This window comes from Paenirhodobacter hankyongi (genome assembly GCF_003664585.1).
In the GTDB taxonomy this organism is placed as follows: Bacteria; Pseudomonadota; Alphaproteobacteria; order Rhodobacterales; family Rhodobacteraceae; genus Rhodobacter; species Rhodobacter hankyongi.
In genome coordinates this window covers 48,149-66,590 of record NZ_RCHI01000003.1, presented here as the reverse complement: position 1 = coordinate 66,590, position 18,442 = coordinate 48,149, and the positions used below count along the sequence as shown (strand labels likewise).

Annotated in this window: 20 protein-coding genes; 10 read left to right on the top strand and 10 right to left on the bottom strand. The window is 68.7% G+C overall.

The window, feature by feature from the left end; all coding sequences use genetic code 11:
• On the bottom strand, window positions 1-831 hold the full coding sequence (locus DYS74_RS03885; RefSeq protein WP_121531130.1) for a metalloregulator ArsR/SmtB family transcription factor: 831 nt from the start codon (window positions 829-831) through the stop codon (window positions 1-3).
• Window positions 832-1,004: 173 nt separating this feature from the next.
• On the opposite strand from DYS74_RS03885, the gene DYS74_RS03880 reads away from it, so the two are divergent.
• The 4 genes from DYS74_RS03880 to DYS74_RS03865 are packed head-to-tail and all read left to right on the top strand — an operon-like array spanning window position 1,005 to window position 3,009.
• Window positions 1,005-1,292 carry an ArsR/SmtB family transcription factor gene (locus DYS74_RS03880; RefSeq protein ID WP_121531128.1) on the top strand — a complete coding sequence of 96 codons (288 nt, stop codon included), beginning with the start codon at window positions 1,005-1,007 and terminating at the stop codon, window positions 1,290-1,292.
• Window positions 1,289-2,347, top strand: coding sequence for a permease (locus DYS74_RS03875; RefSeq protein WP_121531126.1), 1,059 nt, complete (start codon window positions 1,289-1,291; stop codon window positions 2,345-2,347). The genes DYS74_RS03880 and DYS74_RS03875 overlap by 4 nt, the downstream gene beginning before the upstream one ends.
• 13 nt (window positions 2,348-2,360) lie before the next feature.
• Window positions 2,361-2,591, top strand: a complete 231-nt coding sequence (locus DYS74_RS03870) for a thioredoxin family protein (protein ID WP_121531124.1) — start codon at window positions 2,361-2,363, stop codon at window positions 2,589-2,591.
• Between the two features lie 10 nt (window positions 2,592-2,601).
• Entirely contained in the window at window positions 2,602-3,009 is a 408-nt protein-coding gene (locus DYS74_RS03865; RefSeq protein WP_121531122.1) for a rhodanese-like domain-containing protein, read from the top strand.
• An 81-nt stretch (window positions 3,010-3,090) separates the two neighbouring features.
• Here the strand turns inward: DYS74_RS03865 and DYS74_RS03860 are convergent, their stop codons facing one another.
• The 3 genes from DYS74_RS03860 to pyrC all read right to left on the bottom strand — a co-directional run bounded on the left by DYS74_RS03860 (window position 3,091) and on the right by pyrC (window position 6,616).
• Window positions 3,091-4,587, bottom strand: coding sequence for a replicative DNA helicase (locus DYS74_RS03860; protein WP_121531120.1), 1,497 nt, complete (start codon window positions 4,585-4,587; stop codon window positions 3,091-3,093).
• Window positions 4,588-4,809: 222 nt separating this feature from the next.
• Window positions 4,810-5,490 (bottom strand): orotate phosphoribosyltransferase, encoded by a 681-nt coding sequence (locus DYS74_RS03855; RefSeq protein ID WP_121531118.1) that lies wholly within the window; start codon window positions 5,488-5,490, stop codon window positions 4,810-4,812.
• Window positions 5,491-5,575: 85 nt separating this feature from the next.
• Entirely contained in the window at window positions 5,576-6,616 is a 1,041-nt protein-coding gene (gene pyrC, locus DYS74_RS03850) for a dihydroorotase (RefSeq protein ID WP_121531116.1), read from the bottom strand.
• A gap of 143 nt (window positions 6,617-6,759) precedes the next feature.
• Here pyrC and DYS74_RS03845 point away from each other — a divergent pair, with 143 nt between their 5' ends.
• The 3 genes from DYS74_RS03845 (at window position 6,760) to DYS74_RS03835 (ending at window position 7,964) form a co-directional block, all read left to right on the top strand.
• Window positions 6,760-7,065, top strand: coding sequence for a hypothetical protein (locus tag DYS74_RS03845; RefSeq protein ID WP_121531114.1), 306 nt, complete (start codon window positions 6,760-6,762; stop codon window positions 7,063-7,065).
• A gap of 132 nt (window positions 7,066-7,197) precedes the next feature.
• On the top strand, window positions 7,198-7,419 hold the full coding sequence (locus DYS74_RS03840; protein WP_121531112.1) for a hypothetical protein: 222 nt from the start codon (window positions 7,198-7,200) through the stop codon (window positions 7,417-7,419).
• A gap of 200 nt (window positions 7,420-7,619) precedes the next feature.
• The gene (locus DYS74_RS03835; protein ID WP_121531110.1) at window positions 7,620-7,964 is read left to right on the top strand and encodes an urease accessory protein UreE C-terminal domain-containing protein; all 345 of its coding nucleotides are present in this window, start codon (window positions 7,620-7,622) and stop codon (window positions 7,962-7,964) included.
• Between the two features lie 15 nt (window positions 7,965-7,979).
• Here the strand turns inward: DYS74_RS03835 and DYS74_RS03830 are convergent, their stop codons facing one another.
• The 4 genes from DYS74_RS03830 to DYS74_RS03815 all read right to left on the bottom strand — a co-directional run bounded on the left by DYS74_RS03830 (window position 7,980) and on the right by DYS74_RS03815 (window position 13,576).
• On the bottom strand, window positions 7,980-8,951 hold the full coding sequence (locus DYS74_RS03830; RefSeq protein WP_121531108.1) for a phosphoadenosine phosphosulfate reductase: 972 nt from the start codon (window positions 8,949-8,951) through the stop codon (window positions 7,980-7,982).
• A gap of 134 nt (window positions 8,952-9,085) precedes the next feature.
• The gene (locus DYS74_RS03825; protein ID WP_121531106.1) at window positions 9,086-10,138 is read right to left on the bottom strand and encodes a glycosyltransferase family 2 protein; all 1,053 of its coding nucleotides are present in this window, start codon (window positions 10,136-10,138) and stop codon (window positions 9,086-9,088) included.
• Window positions 10,138-11,085, bottom strand: a complete 948-nt coding sequence (locus tag DYS74_RS03820; RefSeq protein ID WP_183077447.1) for a glycosyltransferase family 2 protein — start codon at window positions 11,083-11,085, stop codon at window positions 10,138-10,140. The genes DYS74_RS03825 and DYS74_RS03820 overlap by 1 nt, the downstream gene beginning before the upstream one ends.
• 139 nt (window positions 11,086-11,224) lie before the next feature.
• Complete coding sequence (locus tag DYS74_RS03815) at window positions 11,225-13,576, bottom strand: glycosyltransferase family 2 protein (RefSeq protein ID WP_121531102.1); 2,352 nt, start codon at window positions 13,574-13,576, stop codon at window positions 11,225-11,227.
• Window positions 13,577-13,729: 153 nt separating this feature from the next.
• On the opposite strand from DYS74_RS03815, the gene DYS74_RS03810 reads away from it, so the two are divergent.
• Together DYS74_RS03810 and DYS74_RS03805 are read left to right on the top strand one after the other, a co-directional pair.
• Window positions 13,730-14,590, top strand: a complete 861-nt coding sequence (locus DYS74_RS03810; protein ID WP_121531100.1) for a hypothetical protein — start codon at window positions 13,730-13,732, stop codon at window positions 14,588-14,590.
• 3 nt (window positions 14,591-14,593) lie between these two features.
• Window positions 14,594-15,967: a hypothetical protein gene (locus tag DYS74_RS03805; RefSeq protein WP_121531098.1), complete on the top strand. Its 1,374-nt coding sequence runs from the start codon at window positions 14,594-14,596 to the stop codon at window positions 15,965-15,967.
• A 234-nt stretch (window positions 15,968-16,201) separates the two neighbouring features.
• Here the strand turns inward: DYS74_RS03805 and DYS74_RS03795 are convergent, their stop codons facing one another.
• Both DYS74_RS03795 and infC read right to left on the bottom strand, forming a co-directional pair.
• Complete coding sequence (locus tag DYS74_RS03795) at window positions 16,202-16,795, bottom strand: L,D-transpeptidase (RefSeq protein ID WP_121531094.1); 594 nt, start codon at window positions 16,793-16,795, stop codon at window positions 16,202-16,204.
• 164 nt (window positions 16,796-16,959) lie between these two features.
• Window positions 16,960-17,538 (bottom strand): translation initiation factor IF-3, encoded by a 579-nt coding sequence (gene infC, locus DYS74_RS03790; RefSeq protein WP_245965197.1) that lies wholly within the window; start codon window positions 17,536-17,538, stop codon window positions 16,960-16,962.
• A gap of 167 nt (window positions 17,539-17,705) precedes the next feature.
• Here infC and DYS74_RS03785 point away from each other — a divergent pair, with 167 nt between their 5' ends.
• On the top strand, window positions 17,706-18,431 hold the full coding sequence (locus DYS74_RS03785) for a hypothetical protein (protein ID WP_121531092.1): 726 nt from the start codon (window positions 17,706-17,708) through the stop codon (window positions 18,429-18,431).
• Window positions 18,432-18,442 lie beyond the last annotated feature (11 nt).

The following is an 18,442-nucleotide window of genomic DNA, read 5'->3' as shown; positions in this document are numbered from 1 at the left end:
TCAGAGGTCATCAAGGCCGATCCGGTCGAGCTGCTGCTGCAGCGCGAGGCGGTCGAGCGTGTCGAAGGGCAGGGCGGCGAAGGCGGCGATGCGGCGGTGCAGCTCGCTGAAGGCGCGGGCGAAGGCAAGGCCGCGCTCGGCCTCGGTGCCCTCGGCCTGCACCGGGTCGGCAACGCCCCAATGCGCGGTGAGCGGCGCGCCGGGCCAGGGGGCGCATTCCTCCGACGCCGCCGCATCGCAGACGGTGAAGACGAAATCCATCCGCGGCGCGCCGGGCAGCTCGAACTCGGCGATATGCTTGGCACGCAGCCCCTCGACCGGCAGGCCGTTGCGGCGCAGCAGATCGACCGCGATCGGGTTCAGTGCCGATCCGGGCCGGGTGCCGGCCGAGAAGGCGCGGAAGCGGTCGCCGCCAAGATCGCGCAGGATCGCCTCGGCAAAGATCGAGCGCGCCGAATTGCCCGAGCAGATGAAGAGCACGTTCAGCGGCCGGTCGCGCGGCACGGGGCGCGCGCCCTGCGCGATCAGAGCCGCCGACAGCTCGGGCCGGCCACGGCCGCAGTCGGCGACGAGATAGCCCACCAGCGCGGTCAGGTTCTCGAGCGCGACCGAATAGAGGATCGCGCGGCCCTGCCGTTCCGAGCGGATCAGCCCCGCCGCCTCGAGATCGGCGAGGTGATGCGAGAGGGTGTTGGGCTTCACCCCAGTGAGGCGGGCGATCTCTCCGGGCCGCGTCGCCTGGGGCACGCGGCGCATCAGCAGGCGGAAGACGGCAAGCCGGCCGGGGTGGCCAAGCGCGGTGAAGGCGAGGGGGGCGTCAATCTGTTCCATGATTCCTGAATAGTGGAATCAATGGCGCGTGCCAAGTGACGTTTCGATGACGGTGGGATGACGCGCGGGACATGGCGGCACTGCTGCATTCCGTCGCACCCCACCCGCTGGGCTTGCCCGGTGCCCGGCGCGGGCGCATAAATGCGCTGTAACGCATATGCGCGAGTCCGGAAATGCCACTGACCATTCTCACCGCCCTTGCCGAACCCACCCGCCTTGCCGCGATCCGGCTGCTGGCGGACGGGGGCGAACATTGCGTGTGCGAGCTGATGGCGCGGCTCGATGCCACGCAAAGCCGGATGTCGCGGCACATGCAGACCCTGAAACAGGCGGGCCTCGTCACCGATCGGCGCGATGCGCAATGGGTGCGCTACCGGCTGAACCCGGAGATGCCGGCCGAGATCCGCGCCCTCCTTGACGCGGTTCTGGCGGCCGAGGCCGCAGAAAGGAGCGCCGCATGAGCGCCGAAGTCGAAGCCCCCCGCCCGTCGCATCCCGCGCCCTGGCCGCATCTGGCGGTGCTCGCGGCGGTGGCCGCCTGGTTCTGGCTTTACGGCCGGTTGCCGGCGATTTCCGAGGCGCTGACCGCGCTGATCCCGGTCGAGCGGCACAGCCACACCGGCGAGGCGCTCGCCTTCTTCTTCTATGACGTGCCGAAGGTGCTGATGCTGCTCGCGCTCATCGTCTTCGCGATGGGGGTGGTGCGCAGCTTCTTCAGCCCCGAGCGCACGCGCGCCCTGCTTGCCGGGCGGCGTGAAGGCGTGGGCAATGTGCTGGCCGCGCTTCTGGGGGTGGTGACGCCGTTCTGCTCCTGCTCGGCGGTGCCGCTCTTCATCGGGCTCGTCTCGGCCGGGGTGCCGCTCGGGGTGACCTTCTCCTTCCTGATCGCCGCGCCGATGGTGAACGAGGTGGCGCTGGTGATGCTGTTCGGCCTGGTCGGGCCGGCGGTGGCGCTGACCTATTTCAGCTTCGGCCTCGCCGTCGCGATCCTCGCCGGCTGGGTCATCGGGCGGCTGCATCTCGAGGGCTGGCTGCAGGACTGGGTGCGCGACATCGCGACCGGCGCCTCTGCCCCCGAGGAGGCGGGCGGCGCGCCGCTGAGCATGGTCGAACGCTATCGCCTTGGCGTTGATGCCCTGCGCGAGATCATGGGCCGGGTCTGGCTCTGGATCCTGCTCGGCATCGCGATGGGTGCGCTGATCCACGGCTATGTGCCCGAGGATCTGATGGTGCGGATCATGGGCGCCGATGCCTGGTGGAGCGTGCCGGCGGCGGTGGCGCTCGGCATCCCGATGTACACCAATGCGGCCGGCGTGATCCCGATCGTCGAGGCGCTTCTGGGCAAGGGCGCGGCGCTCGGCACGGTGCTGGCTTTCATGATGAGCGTGATCGCACTGAGCCTGCCCGAGATGATCATCCTGCGTCAGGTGCTGACGCTGCGCCTGATCGCCGTCTTCATCGGCGTTGTCGGCAGCGGTATCCTGGCCGTGGGCATCCTGTTCAACCTTCTGTTCTGAAAAGGGGTTTTCGATGGAGATCAAGGTTCTTGGCACCGGCTGCGCGAAATGCCGCGCGACCGTCGAGCTGATCGAGCGCGTGGCGCGCGAGGCGGGGCGCGAGGTCTCGGTCGTCAAGATCGAGGATCTGCGCCGGATCGCGGGCTACGGGGTGATGTCCACCCCCGCCGTGGTGGTGGGCGAGAAGGTGGTCCACAAGGGCTCGGTGCCCGCGCCGGACCAGGTTCTGGGCTGGCTGGCCTGAGGAGGGGATGATGAGCGACACCATGGTGAAGGATCTGCCCGAGGTGCGCGTGGCCTGTCCGACCACGAGCCACAGGATGCTCGGCGAGGGCGCGCTGCTGATCGACCTGCGCGTGCCCGAGGCGGTGGCGAAACTCGGCTTCGGCGGCTGTGATCTGCGCGCCATCCCCTTTGCCGAGTTCGAGGATCGCTGGACCGAGATCCCGCGTGACCGGGCGCTGATTCTGGTCGGCGACAGCGGCACGCAGGCGCGCAAGGCCGCCTATTTCCTGATGTATCAGGGATTCGAGACCGTTGCGGTGATGGAGCCGGGGCTTGCGCGCTGGATCGCGCGTGGTTTTCCGGTGACCGGCGACCCGGCAGCACTGGCCGAGGCGAGCGCGGCGTGCTGTTCCGGCGCGGGGTGCTGCTGCGGCTGAGCGCGGCAGAGGGGCAGACGGCCCCCCTTTTGGCGGTCGACGCCCGCGGGGCGGTTTGAAATGCGTGACGCGGGCGGGGGCTCAGTAGCCCTCGCCGCCCTCGCCCTGCCATTGCCGCGCAAGGTCCGAGAACCGGGTGAAGCGGCTCTCGAAGGCGACCTCGACGGTGCCGATGGGACCGTGGCGCTGCTTGCCGAGGATGACCTCGGCCTTGCCGTGCACGCGCTCGGCCTTCTGCAGCCATTCGGCGAATTTCGGGTCGTCTTCCGGCGGCTTCATGCGTTCGTGGTAATATTCGTCGCGATAGACGAACATCACCACGTCGGCGTCCTGTTCGATCGAACCGGATTCGCGAAGGTCGCTCAGCTGCGGGCGCTTGTCTTCGCGGCTTTCCACCGTCCGGCTGAGCTGCGACAGCGCGACCACCGGGATGTTGAGCTCTTTCGCGATCGCCTTCAGCCCCATCGAGATCTCGCCGATTTCCTGCACGCGGTTGTCGGTGCGGCCGGTGCCGCGCAGCAGTTGCAGGTAGTCGACGAAGACCACGTCGAGCCCGTGCGTGCGCTTCAGCCGGCGGCAGCGCGCCGCGACCTGGCTGATCGGCAGGGCGGGGGTATCGTCGATGTAGAGCGGGCAGGTCTCGAGTGCCTTCGCCGCCTCGACGAAGCGGCGGAACTCGCCTTCGGTCATGTCGCCGCGGCGGATCTGTTCCGAGGGCACTTCCGAGGCTTCCGAGAGCACGCGCGCGGCGAGCTGCTCGGCCGACATTTCGAGCGAGAAGAAGCCCACCACGCCGCCCTCGACCGCGCCCTCGGTGCCGTCGTGGCGCTGGCCGCGCTTGTAGGCCTTGGCGATGTTGAAGGCGATGTTGGTGGCGAGCGAGGTCTTGCCCATCGAGGGACGGCCGGCGAGGATCAGAAGGTCGGAGGGGTGCAGCCCGCCGAGCTTCTTGTCGAGGTCGGTCAGCCCGGTCGAGACGCCGGCGAGGCCGCCGTCGCGCTGATAGGCGGCGTTCGCCGATTGCACGGCCTCGGTCACCGCCTTGAGGAAGCTGACGAAGCCCTTCTCGGCGGTGCCGGTCTCGGCCAGCTTGTAAAGCGCGCCCTCGGTCTTCACGATCAGCTCGTCGGGCTCGATGCCGATGTCGACCTTCGAGGCCGAGGCGCTGAGATCCTTGCCAAGGCGGATCAGCTCGCGGCGCAGCGCGAGGTCATGGATCATCTGCGCATAATCGCGCGCGGCATAGGAGGAGATCGCCGCGCCCGCGAGCCGGGCGAGATAGGTCGCGCCGCCAAGCGCCTGCAGGCCCTGATCGTCCTCGAGATAGGCCTTGATCGTCACCGGCGAGGCGAGCGCGTTCTTCTGGATCCGCGCGATCGCGGTCTCGTAGATGGTGCGGTGCACCGGCTCGAAGAAATGCTCGGGCTTCACCACCGAGGCGATGCGGTCGAAGATGTCGTTGTTGGTCAGGATCGCGCCGAGCAGCTGCTGCTCGGCCTCGATGTTGTGCGGCAGCGCCTCTTCCGGCACCTCGGCCGGGGCGGCGGTGTCGTTGCGGATCGCGGTGGTCTCGTTCATCTCTGCCTCATGGCCCGGAGCCCGTCGCATAGCCGATCGGGGGCGGGCCGCGCCATCTGGAAATCTCTGTGGATAACCGGCCGCCGGGGCGGCCACTTGCGGCGTTTGTTGTGGATCTTGGCGATCAGCCTACCACGGATGGTGGGATCGCGCGAGGGGGAAGCGAGTCGGGGGCAGACTGTCCACAGCCTGCCCCCGAAACTGTCCACAGGTTTTTCGGCCTCAGCCCTTCTGGCGGGCGTCCTGCCAGGCGCGCGGCGCCTTCAGGAAGGCCTCGACCTCGTCGAGGGTCTTCGCATCGAAGGCGCCCTGGGCGCGGGCCTCGGCCAGCACATCCCACCAGGTGCACAGGTAATGCAGCGCCACGCCGTGATCGGCGAGCTTGCCCACCGTCTCGGGGAAGATGCCGTAGTAGAAGATCACGGCGGTGTGGGCGCAGGTGGCGCCGGTGTCGCGGATCGCGTCGACGAAGCTGAGCTTCGAGCCGCCGTCGGTGGTCAGGTCCTCGACCAGGAGCACGCGCTGGCCTTCGCTCATTGCGCCCTCGATGCGGGCGTTGCGGCCATAGCCCTTCGGCTTCTTGCGCACATAGGTCATCGGCAGCGCGAGCCGCTCGGCCACCATCGCGGCGAAGGGGATGCCCGCGGTCTCGCCGCCGGCGATGTTGTCGAAGGCCTCGAAGCCCGCATTGCGCAGCACGGTGACGGACAGGAAGTCCATCAGCGTCGAGCGGATGCGCGGGAAGGAGATCAGCTTGCGGCAGTCGATATAGGTCGGGCTGGGCAGGCCGGAGGCGAGGGTGAAGGGCTCCTCGGCATTGAAATGCACGGCCTTGATCTCGAGCAGCATCCGCGCGGTGAGGCGGGCGATTTCTTCCTGGGTCGGGTAGGAGGAGGGGATCATGTCGCTAATCCTTCTGAAGGGACGCCCGGGAGTGCCCGCCGTCGCACGCCATCGGCGCTCCACGGGGGCGGTTCCGGGGCAAAGGTCAGGGGGTCACGTGCCAAAAGACCGGGAAGCCCGGGTCGAAGACGGTGACGGGGCCGGCGCCGCCGAAGATCTTCGCGGGCCAGTGCGTGGCGGTGTCGGTCTTTTCCAGCGTCAGCGTTTCGCTGTTCACCGGCAGCCGGTAGAAGGCCGGGCCGTTGCGCGAGGCGAAGGCCTCGAGGTTGGCAAGCCTGCCCTCGGCCTCGAAGACATGTGCGAGCAGCGGCATCGTGTTCGTCGCGGTGAAGCAGCCGGCGCAGCCGCAGGCGCTTTCCTTGGCCGGGTCGGCGTGCGGCGCGGAATCGGTGCCGAGGAAGAAGCGCGCCTCGCCCGAGGTCGCGGCCTCGACCAGGGCCAGGCGGTGGCTCTCGCGCTTGGCGACCGGCAGGCAATAGTAATGCGGCTTGATCCCGCCCACCAGGATGTGGTTGCGGTTGATGATCAGGTGATGCGTGGTGATCGTGGCGCCAAGGTCCTCGCCCTGGCTGCGGACATAGTCGACGCCGTCCTTCGTGGTGATGTGCTCCATCACCACCCGCAGCCCCGGGGTGGCGCGGCGCACCGGATCGAGCACGCGCTCGATGAACACCGCCTCGCGGTCGAAGATGTCGACGGCCGGGTCGGTGACCTCGCCATGCACGCACAGCGGCAACCCGATCTCGGCCATCTTTTCGAGCACGCCGCGCACCTTGTCGAAGTCGCGCACGCCCGAGGCCGAGTTGGTGGTCGCCCCGGCCGGATAGAGCTTGACCGCGGTGACGATGCCCGCGGCCGCGGCGGCGGCGACATCGGCGGGGTCGGTCTCTTCGGTCAGGTAGAGCGTCATCAGCGGCGTGAAGCGCATGCCCGCGGGCAGCCCGGCGAGGATGCGCTCGCGATAGGCCGCGGCCTGCGCGCCGGTCACCACCGGCGGCACCAGGTTCGGCATGATGATCGCGCGGGCGAAATGGCGCGCGCTCTCGGGCAGAACGGCCTCCAGCATCGCGCCGTCGCGCAGGTGCAGGTGCCAGTCGTCGGGGCGGGGGAGCGTGATCTGGGTCATGGCTCCGACCTACACCGGGCGCGGCAGCGAATCCAGTGGCAGCTTCGCGCCGATGTGACGCCGCGGGCCGGGGAAGGGGGATTGTCGGCGCCCGCGTGCCGGTGCAGCATGGCGCCGCCTTCGGGCCAAAGAGGAGAGCCGCGATGAAGACCCTGACCGCCCTTGCCGGTGCCCTGCTGGTGCTGGCCGCCTGCAACGATCCCGGTTTCCGCGGCGTCACGGGCGTGCGCACCGCCGAGGCAAACGAGGTCGGCAGCTGCCGCTTCGTCTCGACGATCACCATGAAGCCCGGGGTCTATGGCCCGGTGCTGGGCGATCAGGGGATCAAATACGCCCGCAACAAGGTGCTCGACAGCGCGCGCGCAAGCGGCGCGAACACCATCGTCTTCGACCGGGTCGAGCCGGGCGCGGCGGTCTATCTGGTCACCGCGCGGGCCTATTCCTGCTGAGCGCGGCCGCGGCTGACGCGTGCATGGCTTGCCGTGCAGCCATGCGCTGCGCGCAATAGTTATGGCAGTGATTCTGACGTATTCTTGAGGCCATGGGAGGAAGCGGACTGACCCGACATCAGGAGGTTTCCAATGGCATACGTCTTTGCGACAGAACCGCGTGCGCCGCGCGCGTCCAAGGCCCACCCCCTGCTGGCGTCGCTCGCGGCGGCGCTGACGTCGCATACCGAACGACAGGCGCGTCTGGCCGAGATCGACGCGCTGGCGGCGCTTGGTGACGACGATCTGCGGCGCCGGGGGCTGACCCGATCGGGGCTTGCCTCGCATGTGCTGAGCGATCGTTTCTGCTACTGAGCCCGGACGGGGCGGGTGCCTTGCGGGGCCCGTCCCTCCGAAGCGGCGATCCCGGCCCTCGCCCTCGCCCTCGCCCTCGCCCTCGCCCTCGTCGTCGTCGTCGCGGCACGCGGCCGCGCCCCCTTGCGCATCGGCGCGGCGCGGCGGATAGTCGTGCCGGACCGGTCGCACAGGCCGGAGCAGTGCAGGGAGGGGACCGGATGTCCGAGACATCGACGACGCAGACGCTGACCGAAGTGCGGGGTGACCTCGTTCTTGCCGCGCTGTGCGTGGGGCAGTTCCGTGCGCCCTGCCAGATCGAGGGCGACCGGCTTCTGGTGCAGGCGGATGATGCGCTGGCGCAGGCGCTGCACGCGCTCGGGCTCGAGCTGCGGATCACCGCCGAACCCTTCACGCCCGCGCCGCTTTTCGCGCCCGAGCAGACGCTTCTCGATCAGGTCGCGCGCGGCACCGCGGCGCGGCGGGCCTCAGTGCATGTGCATGCCTCGCACGACCATGACGTCGAGGCGCCCGAGGAACCCTCGGGGCGCGGGTCGAACGCCTGACCCCGTTCCCCGGGGTCAGATCTCGGAGGGCAGCGGCAGCGGGTCGGGCAGGGTGACGCCCTTCGCGGCCAGCGCCTCCTCGAGCGGGCCGAGACGCGCGCGGAACCGCGGCGCATTCATCCGGCGCACCACGTTGCGGCACAGCATCGCGGCCAGATAGGTCCGCCCGGTGCCCTCGAGATGGGCAAGCAGGTGGCGCAGATAGCGCCCCGAATTGCGCCGCGTGCGGTAAAGCCGCCAGAAGTTCGCCGCGTCGAAGCTGCCGGCACAGGCCTGGGTCAGCATCGTCTCGAGCACGTCGAGATCGGTCAGCGTGCGCTCGATCGTCGAGCCGGCGCCGAAACAGGCGAGCAGCTCGACCCAGGGCCGCGCCATCAGCGCCGCGTGCATCGCGTCAAGCGTCACCGCCGGATCGAACAGCACATAGGCTTTGCCCACGCCCTCGAGCATGTCGGGGGCAAAGCCGTAGCGGTCGGTGAAGCACAGCCGCCGCATCTCGGTGAAGCGGTCGTCCCAGCCGGTCAGCCGCGGCTCGAGCGTCGCCTGCGGCTGGATCGCGATCACCGTGGCGCCGGGGGCCGCGACCGAGAAGGCCGCGGCGGCATAGCCGCAGGGGCCCGCGCCGTAGAAGACGACGCGGTCGAAATCCTCGAAGAAGCCGTCATCGACCAGCCGGTCGAAGAAGGCATAGACCGCCGGGTCGCGAAACCAGGTGTCGCGGTCCGAGATCAGCGTCAGACTCGAATGATCGGCGGCCTCGGCCAGGCTGTAGCCGAGCGGCACCTGCCCCTCGCCGCGGCTGCGGATCGCGCCGCGCACCTCGAAGCTGACCAGCAGCACCGGCCCGCGGTCGGCGAAAAGCGCGCCATGGGCAGGCCCGAGCGGCTCGTAATAGCCCTCGTCCTCGCCCAGATCCGCGATCTGCCGCTTCCAGTCGCTGTCGCTCATTTCGCGCATCGGTTTTCGGGTTTCCACAATGCTGTCCATGGCCTCCTCCGCTGTCCCGGGAAAGGTGCCCCTCGAGATATTAACCTAGCATTGCCGAATTCAGGCGAAAATCAGGGAAATTAAGGAATTTCAAAGGATTGTCCGCATTTCCGGCGGGAATGCGCCGAATCTTCTCAGACTGTTTCTCCGCGCGCTTTCTGCGCCCGCAGGGCAAGCGCCATCATCCGCGCCGCAAAGGCCGGGGGCAGCGGGCGCGAGGGCGGCGTCAGCAGCAGCCGCCCGAACAGCGCGCGGAACGGTTCGTCAAGCAGCAGCTCGGCAATCCGGCTGCGCCGCCAAGCGACCGCGGCCGCATGCAGGCGCGCAAGCGCAGAATCTGCCATCAGCTCGGCCATGCCGGCGGCGAGCGCCGGGGCGTGGCGGGCAATGCTGGTGTCTTCCTCGGTGCAGAAATTGCGCTCGACCCAATAGCTCATGTCGAAGGTCGAGGCCTCGCGATTCGCCCGGCCGCGGTCGCATTTCAGCACATAGCTTTCCATCGCGCCGAGGGCATAGTGGTTGAGCTGCACAAGGCCGTAATGCGGCTCGCCCGGCGGCGAGAACAGACGCGAGCGGTGGTAGATCTGTGGCAGCTCGACGCCCGAGCCGTCGAACCAGCGCTGTGCCGCCATCCGCGCGGGATCGGGGCTGCGCGGGCGGTGCACGCCGAGCTTGCGATAGCTGCCGTCGTTGCGGAAGAGCGTCTTGAACAGGATCGCGCGCCAGGGCCAGGTCATTGCATCGGGGGCGGCGCGGGTGAATTGCGCGGTGATCGGCGCATCGGTGTAATCGACGACGCCCGCATTGCCGAAGAGCCGCCAGGTCAGCGGGATTGCCGTCGCCTCGGGCAGGGCGGAGAGCAGCGCCGACACCGTGCCGTCGCCCGCGTGGATGTTGACGAATTCGTCGATGTCGAGGAACAGCACCCAATCGGCCTGCCGCATCAGCGGGTGCCGGTCGGCGGTCTTCAGCGCCGCCCATTGCGGGCCCTCGGGCCAGGGCCCCGGGTTCGGCACATGGGTCAGAAGCCCCATCGCCGCCAGCCGGTCGAGCATGACGTCGGTGCCGTCGCTGCAATCGTTCGAGAAGACGAGGAAATCGGTGAAGCCGATGGCGCGGTGATGGGCCAGCCATTCGAGCAGGAAGGCGCCCTCGTTCTTCACCGTCAGGATCGCCAGCACCCGCATCACATCGCCCCCGCGACAAGACGCGCCGAGAAGTGCGCCCAGTCCGGGCGGGCGTGCAGCGCCGCGATGCGGGCGCGGTGCCAGTCGCGGGCATGGGCCTCGAGCCGTGCAAGCTCGGGGTCCGCCCGCAGCGCCGCAAGCTCTGCCGTCACCGCCGCGTCATAGCGGGCAATGGCGTGATCCTCGGCCTCGTTGCGCTCGAACCGCACCCAATAGTCGGCGCCCATGTCCTCGCCCGCGTGGTTCACCCTGCCGCGGTCGCGCTTCACAAGAAAGCTGTCGCGCGCCCGCAGCGCATAGTGATTGACCTGCGCCACGCGGGTGTCGGCCTTCAGGATCAGCCCGCCGCGGCCCTTGCGCCAGGGGGCGCCGCCGGCAATGGCACGCACGACTTCGACGCCCGCGCGCGGGTGCGGCATGTGCACGCCGATCCGCGCCATCTCGGGCAACCGGCGGAACAGCGATTTCACATAGGCCACGCGCGGCGGCGCCTCGCAGCGGGTGAACTGCCGGGTGACGGGGGCGGGGTCATAGGTGGTGATCCCGGCCGAGCCGAACTGCAGCCAGTTCACCCCGATCACATCGGCCCCGGGCGTTGCCCCGATCAGCGCGGCGAAACTGCCATCGCCCGCCTTCACCACCAGAAACTCGTCGGCATCGCAGACCCAGATCCACTCGGCCTGCGTCACCTCCTCATACCAGCGCGCCTGACGCAGCGCCGCGCGCTGGATGCCGCCATGTTCGGTCGCCCGCGTCGCGTGCGGGCGCACAAGGCCCATCTCGGCCAGACGGGCGAGCATCTCGGGCTGGCCATCCTCGCAGTCGTTATGGGCGACATAGAAGGACGTCGCGCCCAGCACCCGGTAATGGGCGAGCCATTCGAGCAGGAAGGCGCCCTCGTTCTTCATCGTGGTGACCACGGCGACGCGCGGGGACGAACCTGTCATCGCCGCCCCCGGTCGCCGCGTCGGACGCTCCGCGGGGAGTATTTTTGCCAGGGAAAAGGCCCATTTTCCCGGCCCAGAGACTCCTGCCGCAGGCAAGCGCCATCGGGGCCGGGCACGCCGCCGGGCAGGGCACGCGCGCTCAATGCTCGGCCTCCCCCACATGCTCGACGGTGAAGAGGAAGTCGGGCGGCAGGTCCTGTTCGTGCAGGTCGGGCGGGATCACGCCGGGCCCGGCGTTGAACACGCTCGAGCCGAAGACATGCAGGATGCGGGAATATTTCTCGAAGCGCGGTGAGCACAGCTCGCCATAGAATTTCTCGTAATTCTCGGTGGCGCGCAGCTCGGCGATCTTCTCGCGGTGCTTGCCGACGGAATACTCATGCGCCGCGCGGATCTCGGGGTCGGCCATCAGCCGGTCCCATTCGGCCTGAAGCGCCGGGATCATCCGCTGGATCGAGCGGTCCTCGACGGCGTTGTGGTTCATCCGGAACCAGTAGCTGAGCCCCTGGTCGCGGTCGACGTGGTTCACCCGGCCGCGGTCGCGCTTGACGAGGAAGCTCTCGGCCGAGCGCACGGCGTAATGGTTCAGCTGCACCCAGTCATAGCCGTAGGTGTCGGTGGTCGAGCGCCAGCCGTTGCGGAACATCTCCTTCGGCATCGGACGCCCCGAGCCGTTGAGCCATTTCACCTGGTCCCAGAGATCGGGGATCAGCCCCTTCGGCCGGTGCACGCCCAGCTTCTTGTAGATGTCGATGTTGCGGAAGAGGGTCTTGAAGCCCCAGGCCTGATGCGGCTTGCGCACCACCTCGGGCGCGCAGGTGGTGAACTGCTCGAGCAGGAAGCGGTCTTCGTATTCATGCACGTCGCAATTGCCAAAGAGCCGCCAGGTCAGCGAGATCATGTTCGCCTCGCCCATGGCGGTATACAGCGCGCGCAGCGTGCCATCACCGATCTTGATGTCGATGAATTCGTCGACATCCATGCAGATCGCCCAGCCGGCATTCTGCATCATCGGTTCGCTTTCGGCGGCCTGCAGCGCGGCGTGCTGCGGCTTGAGGTCCATCGTGCGGAACGGGTTGTCGCGATGCGCGCAGATCCCCTTGCGCTCGAGCAGGTCGAGCATCTCGTCGGTGCCGTCCGAGCAGTCGTTGGTGTAGATCAGGAAGTCGTCGACCCCGATCGCCCGGTGATAGGCGATCCATTCCATGATGAAGGGGCCCTCGTTCTTCATCGTGGTGACGATGCAGGTGCGCCCGCCCTCGACGGCGCGTTTCGGTGCGGCCTTGGGCTTCGACACCGGCGGCCGGATCGGCTTGTGGCCCCAGACCTGGGTGGCGAGGTCCAGCAACTGCGCGTCCTCGATCAGCGAGGTCTTGGGCGCGAGTTCCGAGGCCGCCCGGCCCGGCACGCGCAGGCCCATGGCGCGCCAGAACGGGAAGGTGGTGTTCGGGTCGGGTTTGGCATAGGCCACCCGGATCGCGCGCCAGGTGGCGTCGAGCCCGGCGCGGGCGGGGGCGACGCCCCAGCGGGCGATGCCGCGGCGCGCGTCGAACTGGCGGCAGATGTGATCGGCAAAGCGCGTCGGCGCGCCCTGCCGCACCCGCCAGGGATAGATCCGCCGCCCGACCAGCAGCACCACGCCCGAGCGCGCGGTGGTGCAGGCGTCGAAGGCCGAGGGCACGCCCGCCGCCCGCGGCGTCAGCAGGTCGGTGACGTCAAGCGTCAGCATCGCCCGCGCCTCGGTCAGGAAGCGCCATTTCGCGATCTCGTAGATCAGCGCCTGACCGAGCGGGGAACGCCAGGGATCGGCCGCGGGCACCTCCATGCGGTCCTTGCCCGGCGCGTCGGGGGCGAGGAACGGGTGGCTTTCGGGGCCGAGGTCGGGCTTGCCGAGCGGGAGTGCACTTTCGACGAGGGCCACTGCCATCTCGAGCTCGCGCGCCTTCAGGCCGCGGCGCAGGGCCGTGGCGAAGTCCGCGGCGCTGCCCGCGGCACTGTCGGGCGGCGCGCGGTTCACGATCACCGCGCCGGTCGCGCCGTGATAGTCGTGATGCCAGCTCAGCCAGTCGACCACCGCCTCGGCACTTTCCTCGAGCCGTTGGCCGAAGAGGCAATCGCAGCCGGAAAACAGCCGGGTATCGGGGGCCGCGGCGGCGATCTCATGCACGATCACCGGCGCGGCGGAGGCCTCGGCCTCGGGGCCCGGGCGCGGTGCCTCGGGGCTCAGCGCAATGCGCAAGGGGCCGTCCGCCGCGGCGCGCGCGACCACCATCACGCCCCCCGAGATCTCGCGCCGTTCAAGCACCTCGACGCAGCCCTCGGGCTGCTCGGGCGGCACCTGGCCGGCATGCGACGGCGCGGCAAGGAAGAGACGCAGGGCGCGCACCGGCGCGCCGTCGCGCTGATCGGGCCAGACCACCGCATCGAGCACCGTCAGGCACCCGAGCTGCACGACCCCAAGTTGCCGGCGGATCACCCCTGCCTCACTCATCTGCTCACCTCTTGCCTTTGGCCCTTCCTAGCACAGCCCCCGGGGCCCGCAAACCGCACCCGGCTTTGGGTCGAATTTGCGTTGGCAATCCGGGGGGATTTGGCGATTATGCCGGCAGGCAAGGCCAGAAAAAGACAAAAGGGCAGTGTATTCATGTCAAAAGATTACCAGGTTGCGGCGCTCTGGATCGGCGGGTCGCTGAGCTACCTCGAACAGCTTTGCCTGAAATCCTTCGTCGACGCCGGCCAGCATGTGAAGCTCTATTCCTACGAGCCGATCGATAATGCCCCCGAGGGCATCGAGATGGCCGATGCGAACGAGGTGCTGTCGCAGGAGAACTTCCTGCGCCACGGCCGCACCAACAGCCCGGCGCTGCATTCGGACCTGTTCCGCTATCACCTGCTGGCACAGAACGACCGCACGATCTGGGCCGATACCGACGCCTATTGCGTGAAGCCCTTCGAGACGCCGAACGGCCATTTCTATTCCTGGGAAAGCGCCGATGGCATCAACGGCGGCGTGCTCGGCCTGCCGCGTGACAGCGAGGCGCTTGGCCAGCTGCTCGAATTCACCACCGACGAGTATGCGATCCCGGAATGGTATGGCGAGGCCTACCGCCGCGAGCTGGAAGAGAAGAAGGCCGCGGGCACGCCGGTGCATGCGGGCGAGCAGCCCTGGGGCGTGTGGGGGCCGCATGCGCTGACCCATTTCCTGAAGAAGACCGGCGAGTCGCGCTATGCGATGCCGATCTGGGGGCTTTACCCCTTCGAGTACAGCGCGCGCGCGCTGATGCTGCGGCCGGGCTATGACTGGCAAAGCCACATCAAGGACGACACCTATTCGATCCATTTCTATGGCCGGCGGATGCGGGCGCGTCTGCTCGACAAGTTCGACGGCGTGCCGAAGCCGCGCAGCCTGATCGGGCAGCTCGTCAAGAAGCATGGCATCGACCCGGCCGCCGCGCCGCTGCGCCGCCATGGCTCGCCCGAGGCCGACACCGACGCGGATGACTGAGCGATGGCCGGGGCACAGGACGGGCTGTTCGCGGCGACGGGGCTGACGCAGGTGGCCTCGGTCGCCGATCTCGGCGGCGGGGCGCTGGCGCAGGTGATCGCGGCGCATGACCGCTGGGATTGCGACATCACCTTGATCGACATGGGCGCGAATGGCAGCTGGAGCGGGCTGCGCTCGGACTGGGTTGCCCCCTATCTTGCCGCGCTCGAGGCGGCGGGGGTGGACCCGGGCCGGGTGCGTGTGGTCACGACCGGCGCCGAGCTGCGCGCCGTCGATCTGCTGCTGAACCTTGCGGGCTGGGGCGACCGGCACAAGATCAAGCATCTGAAAGAGGTGCTCGAGACGGTGCTGCATGCCGACAGCCGGATGGTTCTCGACATCCGCCATGGCACCGGCAGCTTCCCGTTCCTCAAGGACTTCGGCGAGACCGAGATCGTGGCCGAGCTGCCGCCCCGCGACGGCAAGTCGGTGCGGCGGGTGGTGTTCACCCCGAATGCGCCGGCGCCGGTGGCTGATGATGGCTGGGCCGCGATCGCGCAGGGGCTTGCGGGGCCCGACGGCTTCTATCGCGAGACCGATGGCCACAGCTTCCTTTATATCCCGCGCTCGAAGAAGGTGCTGGTCGTCACCTTCGACAACCTCGACATCGCGATGAACAAGCGCGACGACCGTCGGCCCTGGGGCTTTGCCTTCATCGAGAAGCAGGGCTGGTCGATGCTGGGCGTGATGGCGGGCGGCTGGACCTGGTATCGCACCCCCTGGGTCCCGGCCGAGTTCGACCGGCTGGCGGCCGAGGGCTTCTTTGCGCAGTTCGACCGGGTGGTGTTCTATGGCGCCTCGATGGGCGGCTATGCCGCCTGCGCCTTCTCGGGCGCCTGTCCGGGGGCGGATGTGGTGGCGATCTCGCCGCAATCGACGGTCGACAAGACCGTTGTGCCCTGGGAAACGCGCTACAAGACGGTCTGGGGCGCGGATTTCAGCGGCAAATACGGCGATGCGGCGCTTGTGAGCGGCGCGGCGCGGCGCATCGCGCTGCTCTATGATCCCTATGAGCCGCTCGACGCGCAGCATGCCGCGCGGTTTCAGGGGGCGAATGTGATGAAGCTGCGCGCCCCGCTTCTGGGCCACCGGCTCGGCTCCTCGCTCAGCCAGATGGGGATCCTGAGCCCGATCATCCTGGGGGCGCTCGACGGCACGCTGACCGAGGCCGCCTTTTATCGCCGGCTGCGCGCGCGCAAGGATTTCGCGCGCTATCAGCGCGAGCTGTTCGAGCGGGCGGTGGCAAAGGGGCACAAGCGGCTGGCGCGGCGGCTGGGCGAATGGGTGCTGAAGCGTGGCGACAACCGGGCGATCCGGCAGGGGCTGGCGAAGCTGTGAGGCCTCGCGCGCGGGCCGTCAAAATGTCGCAGCCTGCGCCCCGGAAATCTTGATCTGGATCAACGTTGCCCGCTGCACCGCCGCGTAGAACAAACGCATCAGGTTCCTGATCTCCCTGAAACACGGCGCAAGCCGGCGGAACCTGACCGAACCTTGGACGTTCTCCCTCGTCGGGTTCAACAATGCGCTGCGGGCCTCCCTCCCGCAGCGCTTTATTTTTTGGCCCATGCCAAGTCAGATCAGCTTCACCTGCGTGCCGATCGGGCACAGGCCGAAAAGCTCCTCGATCTGCTCGTTGAAAAGCCCGATGCAGCCCGACGAGCTCTTGCGCCCGATCTTGCGGGTGTCATGGGTGCCGTGGATGATGTAGGCGGGCCAGCTCAGATACATCGCATGGGTGCCGAGCGGGTTGTCCGGTCCGGGCGGCATCGCGTGCAGCGAGGGGTCCGCGGCGATCATCGAGGGCGTGGGGGTCCAGCTCGGCCCGATCTTCTTGCGCACGATCTCGGTATAGCCGGTCCGCGTCAGCTCGGGGCTTTTCGGCACCGAGGTCGGATAGAGCCGGTAATCCGCGCCATCGACGGCCCAGTAGTGCAGCGCCTTCGACACCGTGTCGGCGATCAGCGTCACCCGGTCGAGCCGGTCGAAATGGTCGCGCCAGTCGATCTCGCGGAAGGACGAGATGTTCGCGCGCATCTGCGGCGCGACGATCGCCGGCTGATCGGCCATCGGAATGTCCTGCGTGCCGGCGCGCGCAATCGCCGGGGCGAAAAGCGATGCAGCCCCCGCCGCGAGTGCCGCGCGGCGGCTGAGAATGATCCGTGCCATGTTCTGTCCTGTCCTCATCTTCGTGTTGCCGAATGCTCCCACGATGCCCCTCCGGGGGCAAATCACGCCGCCTCACGAAAGGGCGAGTCGGGGGCGCCGCGGCCAAAAGGAAAAGGCCCCCCGTCCGGAGGGCCCTTCGCCGGCTCACGCCAGGTGGCGCGGGCTCATTTCGGGGCGATCATCATCACCATCTGCCGGCCCTCGAGCTTCGGCATCGACTCGATCTTGCCGGCATCGCCGACATCGGCGGCGACGCGGTTCAGCAGTTCGAGCCCGAGACCCTGGTGCGCCATCTCGCGGCCGCGGAAGCGCAGGGTGACCTTGACTTTGTCGCCATCCTCGAGGAACCGCATCACCGAGCGCATCTTGACCTCGTAGTCATGGGTGTCGGTCCCGGGGCGGAACTTCACTTCCTTGATTTCGATGATCTTCTGCTTCTTGCGCGCTTCGGCTTCGCGCTTCTGCTGCTCGTACTTGAACTTGCCGTGGTCCATGATCTTGCACACCGGCGGCACCGCCGTCGGAGAGATCTCGACCAGATCCAGCCCGGCCTCTTCGGCCATCGCGAGCGCCCGCGCCGGGGTCACGACGCCCACGTTCTCGCCGTCCGCCCCGATCAGGCGGATTTCGGGCGCTCGAATCCGGTCGTTGATCCTCGGGCCGGTGTCTCTTTGCGGCGGGGCATTGTGCGGTCTGCGGGCTATGGCTGTGATCCTTCTGCGGCCAAGTCGAATGGCGCGCAAAATAGGACCCGCAGCCGCGGCTTTCAACCGGAATCAGCGGTTTTCCGCCCGAACGGCCGGATCTGGCTGTCAAGCGGGCAGGCGGGGCGGGTTGTGCCTTTGCCCGGGCGCCGCGGATGTCCATATAGCGGGCATCGCATTCGTTTCGAAACCGAAGGGAGAGAAACATGAAGAAGGTTCTGGGCCTGGTCGTGGTCGTTGCCGCGATCGCTGCGGGGGCGTGGTATGTCACCCGGTCGCCCGAGGGGCAGAAGGCCGCGACCGAAGCGGTGACCGATGCCGAGGAGGCCGCCAAGGCGGTGACCGGCGCGGTCGAGAAGGGTACCACCGACAGCACTGCCACCGCCGCCGAGGATGCCGCGAAGACCGCGGCCGAGGCCGCGGCCGCGGCGACGAAGGCCGCCGGCGATGCCGCAAGCGCGGCGACCACCGCCGCCGGGGCCGCGGTTGACGCGGCCAAGGACATGGCCAGCGACGCCGCCACCCAGGCCGCGGGCGCGGCCTCCAACGCGGCCTCGGCCGCGAACCAGGCGGCAAGTGCGGCCGTCGATGCCGCCAAGACCGCGGCCTCGGACGCGACCGGGGCGGCAAGCGATGCCGCGACCCAGGCCGCGCAATCGGCCGCCGCCGCGACCTCGGCCGCCGCGCAGGCGGTGAGCGATGCGGCCACGGCCGCGACCAATGCCGCCGCTGCGGGCACCGGTGCGGGCGCCGACGCCTCGGCGCTGACCGTCGAGGGCTTCGATGCCGAGAAGGTCGGCGCGATGATCGACGCCTCGTCGCTCTCGGCTGAAAGCAAGACCTCGCTCAAGGCGGCGGTCGCGGCGGCGAAGACGAACCCCGACCTCGTCGCGGCGACGGTCGAGCAGGTGAAGGTTGCGCTTGGTCTCTGAGACCGGGCCGC

What these genes read in the sequence shown, in the direction of transcription:
- pyrC (WP_121531116.1), bottom strand. Translation starts at nt 6,616, where the DNA reads ATGACCCAGATCACGCTCCCCCGCCCCGACGACTGGCACCTGCACCTG.
- DYS74_RS03875 (WP_121531126.1), top strand. Translation starts at nt 1,289, where the DNA reads ATGAGCGCCGAAGTCGAAGCCCCCCGCCCGTCGCATCCCGCGCCCTGG.
- DYS74_RS03835 (WP_121531110.1), top strand. Translation starts at nt 7,620, where the DNA reads ATGTCCGAGACATCGACGACGCAGACGCTGACCGAAGTGCGGGGTGAC.
- DYS74_RS03870 (WP_121531124.1), top strand. Translation starts at nt 2,361, where the DNA reads ATGGAGATCAAGGTTCTTGGCACCGGCTGCGCGAAATGCCGCGCGACC.
- DYS74_RS03830 (WP_121531108.1), bottom strand. Translation starts at nt 8,951, where the DNA reads ATGGACAGCATTGTGGAAACCCGAAAACCGATGCGCGAAATGAGCGAC.
- DYS74_RS03885 (WP_121531130.1), bottom strand. Translation starts at nt 831, where the DNA reads ATGGAACAGATTGACGCCCCCCTCGCCTTCACCGCGCTTGGCCACCCC.
- DYS74_RS03845 (WP_121531114.1), top strand. Translation starts at nt 6,760, where the DNA reads ATGAAGACCCTGACCGCCCTTGCCGGTGCCCTGCTGGTGCTGGCCGCC.
- DYS74_RS03785 (WP_121531092.1), top strand. Translation starts at nt 17,706, where the DNA reads ATGAAGAAGGTTCTGGGCCTGGTCGTGGTCGTTGCCGCGATCGCTGCG.
- DYS74_RS03865 (WP_121531122.1), top strand. Translation starts at nt 2,602, where the DNA reads ATGAGCGACACCATGGTGAAGGATCTGCCCGAGGTGCGCGTGGCCTGT.
- DYS74_RS03810 (WP_121531100.1), top strand. Translation starts at nt 13,730, where the DNA reads ATGTCAAAAGATTACCAGGTTGCGGCGCTCTGGATCGGCGGGTCGCTG.
- DYS74_RS03825 (WP_121531106.1), bottom strand. Translation starts at nt 10,138, where the DNA reads ATGCGGGTGCTGGCGATCCTGACGGTGAAGAACGAGGGCGCCTTCCTG.
- DYS74_RS03840 (WP_121531112.1), top strand. Translation starts at nt 7,198, where the DNA reads ATGGCATACGTCTTTGCGACAGAACCGCGTGCGCCGCGCGCGTCCAAG.
- DYS74_RS03795 (WP_121531094.1), bottom strand. Translation starts at nt 16,795, where the DNA reads ATGGCACGGATCATTCTCAGCCGCCGCGCGGCACTCGCGGCGGGGGCT.
- DYS74_RS03805 (WP_121531098.1), top strand. Translation starts at nt 14,594, where the DNA reads ATGGCCGGGGCACAGGACGGGCTGTTCGCGGCGACGGGGCTGACGCAG.
- DYS74_RS03820 (WP_183077447.1), bottom strand. Translation starts at nt 11,085, where the DNA reads ATGACAGGTTCGTCCCCGCGCGTCGCCGTGGTCACCACGATGAAGAAC.
- DYS74_RS03815 (WP_121531102.1), bottom strand. Translation starts at nt 13,576, where the DNA reads ATGAGTGAGGCAGGGGTGATCCGCCGGCAACTTGGGGTCGTGCAGCTC.
- DYS74_RS03880 (WP_121531128.1), top strand. Translation starts at nt 1,005, where the DNA reads ATGCCACTGACCATTCTCACCGCCCTTGCCGAACCCACCCGCCTTGCC.
- DYS74_RS03860 (WP_121531120.1), bottom strand. Translation starts at nt 4,587, where the DNA reads ATGAACGAGACCACCGCGATCCGCAACGACACCGCCGCCCCGGCCGAG.
- DYS74_RS03855 (WP_121531118.1), bottom strand. Translation starts at nt 5,490, where the DNA reads ATGATCCCCTCCTCCTACCCGACCCAGGAAGAAATCGCCCGCCTCACC.